This window comes from Proteus sp. G4380 (assembly GCF_963885725.1).
Classification (GTDB): domain Bacteria; phylum Pseudomonadota; class Gammaproteobacteria; order Enterobacterales; family Enterobacteriaceae; genus Proteus; species Proteus mirabilis.
In genome coordinates this window covers 1-7,590 of record NZ_CAWPAV010000208.1, presented here as the reverse complement: position 1 = coordinate 7,590, position 7,590 = coordinate 1, and the positions used below count along the sequence as shown (strand labels likewise).

At 38.0% G+C, this 7,590-nt stretch carries 8 protein-coding genes; all 8 read right to left on the bottom strand.

The window, feature by feature from the left end; genetic code table 11:
- Positions 1-348 precede the first annotated feature (348 nt).
- Entirely contained in the window at positions 349-669 is a 321-nt protein-coding gene (locus AACU98_RS17955; RefSeq protein ID WP_004244929.1) for a helix-turn-helix domain-containing protein, read from the bottom strand.
- Between the two features lie 20 nt (positions 670-689).
- Complete coding sequence (locus AACU98_RS17950) at positions 690-1,538, bottom strand: MrpH family fimbial adhesin (protein ID WP_004247322.1); 849 nt, start codon at positions 1,536-1,538, stop codon at positions 690-692.
- A gap of 18 nt (positions 1,539-1,556) precedes the next feature.
- A complete protein-coding gene (locus AACU98_RS17945) occupies positions 1,557-2,093 on the bottom strand; it encodes a fimbrial protein (protein WP_087740895.1) in 537 nt (178 codons plus the stop codon).
- Between the two features lie 10 nt (positions 2,094-2,103).
- Positions 2,104-2,622 (bottom strand): fimbrial protein, encoded by a 519-nt coding sequence (locus AACU98_RS17940; protein ID WP_004244936.1) that lies wholly within the window; start codon positions 2,620-2,622, stop codon positions 2,104-2,106.
- 13 nt (positions 2,623-2,635) lie between these two features.
- Entirely contained in the window at positions 2,636-3,190 is a 555-nt protein-coding gene (locus AACU98_RS17935; RefSeq protein ID WP_087740896.1) for a fimbrial protein, read from the bottom strand.
- Positions 3,191-3,201: 11 nt separating this feature from the next.
- Complete coding sequence (locus tag AACU98_RS17930) at positions 3,202-3,960, bottom strand: fimbria/pilus periplasmic chaperone (RefSeq protein WP_004244938.1); 759 nt, start codon at positions 3,958-3,960, stop codon at positions 3,202-3,204.
- Positions 3,961-4,008: 48 nt separating this feature from the next.
- Entirely contained in the window at positions 4,009-6,636 is a 2,628-nt protein-coding gene (locus AACU98_RS17925) for an outer membrane usher protein (RefSeq protein WP_087740897.1), read from the bottom strand.
- 239 nt (positions 6,637-6,875) lie between these two features.
- Positions 6,876-7,403 (bottom strand): fimbrial protein, encoded by a 528-nt coding sequence (locus AACU98_RS17920; RefSeq protein WP_004244940.1) that lies wholly within the window; start codon positions 7,401-7,403, stop codon positions 6,876-6,878.
- Positions 7,404-7,590 lie beyond the last annotated feature (187 nt).

The following is a 7,590-nucleotide window of genomic DNA, read 5'->3' as shown; positions in this document are numbered from 1 at the left end:
TTTTTTGAAATATAATCATTTTTATTCCAATAGACTCTATCTTAGAAGGTATCCATTTACCCACAGAAAAACATTAAAAAGATTTATCATTAATAATTTAACTTAGTATAAGAGATATATTCAAAATACAATTAATTCTGATTTTTTCGTCTCTTTCTACACATTTATAATGCTCATAAAGCAATCACTACCCATCTAAGCTCGCTTAGGGATAGTGATTGCAAGCCTAATGAGTGCAACATAACTCGACAGTCAATATCGCTATAGCGATCATTAAGGGAAAACATCCCCTTAGCCTGACCTAAATAGGTTGCTTATTTAAGGACTTTTTCTTGTAAGAGGTAAAGGTTAATACAGAAATGCGTCTAGTGCTTTTTTGGCTAAAAGATTGCTTCGTCGACTTAGCGGTTTGCCACTTTTGACCGACGTTGAAGTAATACAGTCCTCAAAAAACCAGTAAATGGGTGTGTTTAAGAACTTAGCTAATAGCACTAGATAAGTAAGATCTATTTTGTTTAACCCTCGCTCATAGCGTGAGAATTGTTGTTGGCTAACCCCTAGTTTTGCCGCCAATTGGCTACCTGTGTAACCTAACTCTTTACGCCTTTTTTGTATGCGCTTACCTACCAGTGCATTGACATCAATATTTGCACGACGATATTTCACCATGATATTTCAACCTTTTATTATTATGGTAACGTTAGAATCAACGCGCCAGAGCCAGAAAAATACCCTGGAGCAACATGTCCATTGGTTCTCAATTTAGAACTCACTTGTATAGAAACCATTTTGCCTTTAGCGACAAAGATAGCCTCTCCCTCTTCGCCAGATTTATCATTAATATATAAATCAGCATATAAGCTATTGTCATTACGTAGTGGGACTTGACGATTATTCATTCCTGTTGCAACAACCTGTAAAGAGACATCACGATTACACGTCACATTCACAGTTTGAGAACGAACCGCATTGTCTAATTCATTTTCCCCCACATTGCCGTAATCCAACTCAACAGAATGGGCTAACACATCACAATGTCCAACAGGAGGGGGAGCAATTGCACAAATAGAACCCGGTAATAAATAGCCATCTTCAGCAAAACCATAAGCATTTGGCTGATAAAATATACCAACGCACTCTTGTATGGTTGATGTATCAACATATCGATGAATGGCAACTCCTGGGCCATAAGGGAATCCTCCTAATTCTTTCATAACAGCAATACGTAGATCTTCCATTCTTCGATATTTATGCCCATCACTTAAAATAGTTCTGGTCGCTGAACCTCCAGACTGGTTAGGCTGATGACGATGGTTTATGGTTATATAACAAGGTTTTTTTTTATAACAAGGATTTAAAGCCGTTGGTGGCTCGGGATCCCAACGCTGGATAATAAAAGTGTAATCAGCCCCTGTCCCCTCATTACCCACAGGTTTTGATTCTGTAATATAAGAAAAAATAGCGGCTATAGAGGAAGCTGGATATATCAACATGCTAGTAAATAAGTAAAAGATTAATTGGCGCTTAGGTATAAGCATATAAACCTCAAGTCAACATTAGTCATAATTTAAATGGAATGTAGCAATGGCGCTAAAAGGCCCCCGTTTTATTGATTGATTAGCAATTGCGGTAGGTTCTGCTTGTATAAAAGCACTAAACCTCAATGTGTTATTAGTTGAAAGTAAAGCCATATTTTTTGATGGCTGATTAATGGGTAAGAGGACTCCATCGCTATCTTCTAGACCAATAGCAATACCAGAGGCTCGACTTATTGGACTCAATGCTAGAAAACCTTTCCCTGCCATCGCCTTATTTTCATCACCTTTAAATGTGATGGAAACTTTGTTATTCATAGAGAGATCGCACTCCGATAGATGGATCTCAAATTGCTGGCTTTTGGCCCTTTCTACTCCATTGTAAAAAGCACTATCAGTCACTTTATCCAGCGTGATGACAATAATTTCATCACCGGGTTTTATTACACATGGCTCATCAATTAACTCACCATGAAAACGCATATTAGGATCAGCATTAGCCATAGCTATCACAGCGGCAAAGATTGCAGTACTCAGAGATAATCTTTGTAATATCATCCCGATACTCCTATTGATATTCAGCAAGTAGCGTTGCTGTTGCCTCAAATGCACCTTTTGTTAAGGTACTTCCTGATTTTTTTACAGGCACAGCTAAAATAATCGGCGGTTTATCAGAGGTAATAACAAACCGTTTATTTAAAATAAATGGCTCACTATCTATCGTGAGATGTACGGCTAAATCCGTTATATTGGTTTGTAAAGCAGCCGCATCAAATTGGCTTGCAGAGCCGATAATGGATAAACCTAATGCCCAACCTTTTGCATTTTCTTCACACTGCAACGTGTAATTGACGGTCTTTGTATAATTAATGCCATCGATGCGACTCGTTCCCAGTTGGTGACCAAAATTAACATCAATCATGTCATTGTTTTGGATCACACAAGGAGGGGGAATAAATAGTGTGCCAAATAATCTCAAATTATTTTCGCTGTTAGTGATTGTCGCCTTATTTGCCGTCTCATCAGCCATTAATGAAAATGATGAAAGTAACGTTATGAAAAAGAATATCCTCTGTTTATTAAACATTCCCGTTATCTCCTCACTGATATTCCATGCGCAATGTCGCTGTGGTAGAAAAGTCTCCTCCCACAAGAAGAGTAGAAAAATCACGCACAGGCACCGCTTCCAATACAGGAAAATCGGGATAAGTAAAATTAATTGCCTGCCCTAACTTAATTGGTTTATTTTGATACAAAATACGTATACCTAATCCGGTAATATTGGTCATTAATGCATTGGCATCAAAAAAAGTACCATTCCCCTCGACAGAAAGTTTTAGTGTATTAATGGGCATTTGTTCACAACTTGGATGATAATCAACCAGACGTTTGTAATTTAAGCCATCAACTCGTGTACTTAGCACATCACCGAAATTCACTTCTACCGTTTTGCCCTCATTGATCATGCAAGGAGGGTGAGCGATAACGTACCCTTTTATATTGATAGGGATCGGATAAATAGGTGTAATAGGCGAATTTTGTGATAGTCCCGTACTTGACAAAACCGGTGTCACAGCAGTTACATTTGTTGTGATAAAAAAGCTCAATAGTACCAATATTGATACAAGACTATTTTTATTAATCTGCTGTTTCATAAATATACCTATTAATTTCCTTGGTCTGTTTCTATCACCTTACATTCACGACTATCGCAGCTAAATTTCAATCTTGGACGACCACCGTAATCATTGATGTAACTTAATACCGGAGAAGCCCCCAGCGTAGAAACCGTTAAATTGAGTTTTTCCTGCCCTCGAGGCGCTACCATGATAGGGGTAAATCCTTCTAAGCTTTTCCCTTTCAGATCCGTTAGACCATCAACAATAGTGATATAATAGGGTGTGGGATTATGCACAACATAACTCTCCCCCTGCTTTGTTAAGGTAATTTTTTCCTGCCATGGATTACTTAAATCAGTTTGGGTGGCATAAATAGATTTTGGTCGATAGAACAATTTTATCCGCGTTTGTAGTGCAATTTGTAATACGTTGGGTTTATCACTACGTGGAGGGATCTCACGTAAATTAAAATAAAAAACACTCTCTCTATCTTGAGGTAGTTGTGCAATATCAGGTAATGATTGCACTTTCACTTGGCTCTTATTCCCAGGTTCAATACGCTGAATAGGAGGTAATACAATAAGAGGTGTTTCTATTTTTTCTCCTTGCTCGTTCTCTAGCCAACCTTGAGCTAAATAAGGTAATTCTTTGTTTTGATTACTTATACTCAGACTTACTGATTTATCAGCACCATTAAAAATAATACGTGTACGATCTAAAGCGATTGTCGCACCAACTTGCGACGTAAACACCATTCCAGTTAATAAGGTGGTAGTTACCATAAATAAATGTTTAGATGCCATCATCTTTAATTACTCTTCTCTCTATTAATCAATTATTGTTATTACTTAGCGTTATTTACTAAGGAATGAATGTTGAGGTAATGCTTGCGTTTTATCTGTTTCCAGGAATGATGTTGAAATAGTCGGCTGTCTTTGAAAGCAAGTTAAAAGCAGTGATGTGATCAGTTGTGTATCCGCCAATTTAGGAATGGATAATTGGCATTGGTTTTTACCATCCCAATGTACATACAAGACATCGCCTGAATTAATACCGCTTAAATAAACCTTTCCACCGTCGTTAAAAACACCTAATTCTCGACCATTAAGCGTTGTTACTGTCGCTGCAAATGGCGGAGCGCCTCCTTCAGCCAACTGTACTGTTGCCATCGCTTTGTGTCCGGCAATCACATCAAATTGACGATAGCCAATAGCGCCTTCAGTCAAAGTTAATTGATGAATAGAACGTAGTGCTTCAACATTGTCTGGTAGCTGTTTAAGATCGATAGAAGCACTGCCTCGATAATAGTGATTAATATCGGGGATCACCGCCTTGCCAAAAATATTGGTATGAGATATGGCACTAAGACTTTTTACCGGGACATCAGAAACACCTTGAGTATCAATTAACAAACGGGTTGCCCCCGGCATATTGCTACGGTGAAAATCCCCGCCTTTAGTGGTTAATGTTGCCCCACCTTGGAAAGATAAAGATGCCGAAGTATAGTCGCCGTTAATATGACTGGCTGAAGCCGTTACTAAAGCAACATCACCATAATGTGTAAAGAAACCATCCGCCGATGGTTTACCTCGACTACTAACTCCTGCACTTAGACGATAATTATTGTTATCATCAATGCGATCGAAATAGCTGACATTATGTGAGTTACCTTCTTTATTTATGACCGAGTTATAACTTATCGTTGCTCTATCACGCCAAGGCAAATTAATGTTGAAATACACGCCGTTGTCATGATTGCCATTAAAACGATTACGATAAGCGGATAAGCTAATGTTAATGTTTTTAAACTTCCCGATAGCGAGATACTTTGATAAAGAGAAGTTGTAATAGTCGTTATTCGGTCTATCCCAATACCTTTGATGGTTATAATTTATATAGGTACTAAGTCCCCATTGAGGAAATTGTTTACTCAGTGTAAGGGTATAAAGCTCTTTATTATTTTCTTGTGCGCCATAGCGATAACGCCTATCTAAATATTGATCCATACTCATAAAATGACGATCAGAGAATCGATAGCCTGCAAAAGTGATTTGCCCATCAATAGATTCAAAACGCTTTGAATAGCTAATTCGATATGAACTGCCATGATTGTGTTTATTCTCATTAGCGAAGGTTGCCCATGAATGAGTCGTATCAAAAGAGATAGCACCTAACATCATTAGATCTCGTCCAAAACCTAGCGAGGCCGAGTTATAATCCTTAGAAACTAAAGTGCCACCAAAAAGAGACCAACCATTATTCACTCCCCAAGAAAACTCTCCCATTGCAAAAATAGGCCCTTCAGTTTTATGATCTAATCGAGAAGGCTTACCCGCAGATACTTTATATTGAAGGCGTCCCGGTCTTGTAAGATAAGGAATATTGGCTGTATCAATTTGGTATTCTTGTATTGTTCCGTCCTGCTCTTCAATACGAACATCCAAGCGTCCACTTACCGCATCATGCAGATCTTGAATACGAAATGGCCCAGGCGCGATTTGTGTCTCATAGATAATCCGTCCTTGTTGACTCACAGTGACTTTTGCATTCGTTTTTGCAACTCCCGTGATCTCTGGAGCATAACCTCGTAAATTAGGGGGCAACATTTGCTCATCCGTAAGTAAACTTATTCCCGTAAAACGGAAATTATCTAATAGGTTTGAACGTAAGTAAGTCTCCCCCATGACTAAACGGGCGCCCCATTTCGTTATCGCTCGATAAAGATAGAATTGATCCCAATTCCAGTGATTTTCTGTGCTATGCAATACACCTGTAGTGTGCTCATAACTTGCTTGCCAATCTGCCCGAAAACGCCAAACACCTAAATTTGCCCCCGCCGTACCATTTGCGGTGATCTGCTGTTTCTGCTTGCCATCACTAGGCGCTCTGACATTGGCATTAACGTTATAATCAAACAATAATCCAGCAATACCTTCGTCCCAAAAAGAAGGCGATTCCCAATTCGGTGATGAATACTCTAGATAAGCTTGAGGAAGAGTAATAAAAAAAACCCCACTACCTAAATCTGTCCTCAGGCTCATACCTGGTAACGATGCCTCATTAAGGCAATTACCCTTATCTTTCCAAGTTAACTTTTTTAACCATTCTGGTCTGAGTGCAAACTGCTTAACTAATATGGGTGAGATACAAGGTTCGCTTGCCTTGGGATCATCTTTGGGCACAATATAGTCAACACGATAAGTTCCACTTAATTCATTGTTATTAATATTAATAATTAACTCATACTTGCCAGGAGTAATATATCCCGCTCGGGAAAAGCTTGATAAATCAATATTTCCTCGATCTTTTAAGTCAAGAATATCTGAGTTAAATTCAATATCTTTGCTAACAGCAAATGACTCGCTGGCAATACTTGCCATCCCTATAATCACGAAATAGATCAGTGTGGTAGCAGAACGACCTCTGCACTGCTTACTTTTATGTTTAACATTTAAATCAATCGTCTTGAATAATTTAGCCATAAGTAAACCTAACTAATCCATTTAGTGATATTCGAGCCCAAAACAGTCAATTATCGGTAATGCCCCTACGGATGAAATATCACTATGTTTGATAATCCTTTTGTATTTATAAAAAGAGCGCGTTTTACTATTACTCACCATCGATATCTAGCGCGATGACAAAAGTGTCCTAACGATAAGAAAGCTCATCAGTTAACAAAGCCTTGTATATCCTTATACAAAGCTTTATTTGACGACTATTATTGATAAGATAAAGCAAAAGTGGCTATTGCTGTAAAATCACCAGGAATAGCAGCTTTTGAGGAAGATCCTTGTAAATAAGCGGCAAAATTTAAGTCATTGTTACCGTCATTCAATGTTTGGGCGGCACTTGCTTGACCTAATTTGATTTGTTCACCACCTGCATTGGTGATAACAACAGCTGCATTTTTGGCGATCCCTTCAATACCTAAAGCCCCCTCTAAAACATCAGGAGCTTCAGCACCGGTAAAGGTTGTTTTGACTGTTTTATATGTCTCAGTAGAACACTGTAATAATTTGATTTTAAACATTTTTGATGCACTACGGCCACCGTCTTTCAGTGCGCTAGATGACACTTGACCTAATGGAATACGTTGAGCACCTGAATCAGGATCGATAGAACAAGGAGCATCAATAATTGAACCATAGAATTCAACAGTACCATGCCCTTGATCTGCCGCTAATGCAGAGCCCGCAATGATAGATAAGCCTAACCCTAAAACTAAATGCAGTTTTTTTAATTTCATTTTGTTTTCCTAAAATATAAAAGTTAAATAAAGTATAAAAGCAACAACATTCAATTAAGAAAAATAATCCCATACAGGCGATACACTTCTCTTTTATGAATAAGATACGCAATGAATTTGGTATATCTTGATATATTGTAAAAATTAATCTCTATAATTAATCATCAATACATAAAATAAATAATAA

Excerpts from the sequence above, each read along its gene's own strand:
- AACU98_RS17955 (WP_004244929.1), bottom strand. The coding sequence starts at position 669 with ATGGTGAAATATCGTCGTGCAAATATTGATGTCAATGCACTGGTAGGT.
- AACU98_RS17950 (WP_004247322.1), bottom strand. The coding sequence starts at position 1,538 with ATGCTTATACCTAAGCGCCAATTAATCTTTTACTTATTTACTAGCATG.
- AACU98_RS17945 (WP_087740895.1), bottom strand. The coding sequence starts at position 2,093 with ATGATATTACAAAGATTATCTCTGAGTACTGCAATCTTTGCCGCTGTG.
- AACU98_RS17940 (WP_004244936.1), bottom strand. The coding sequence starts at position 2,622 with ATGTTTAATAAACAGAGGATATTCTTTTTCATAACGTTACTTTCATCA.
- AACU98_RS17935 (WP_087740896.1), bottom strand. The coding sequence starts at position 3,190 with ATGAAACAGCAGATTAATAAAAATAGTCTTGTATCAATATTGGTACTA.
- AACU98_RS17930 (WP_004244938.1), bottom strand. The coding sequence starts at position 3,960 with ATGATGGCATCTAAACATTTATTTATGGTAACTACCACCTTATTAACT.
- AACU98_RS17925 (WP_087740897.1), bottom strand. The coding sequence starts at position 6,636 with ATGGCTAAATTATTCAAGACGATTGATTTAAATGTTAAACATAAAAGT.
- AACU98_RS17920 (WP_004244940.1), bottom strand. The coding sequence starts at position 7,403 with ATGAAATTAAAAAAACTGCATTTAGTTTTAGGGTTAGGCTTATCTATC.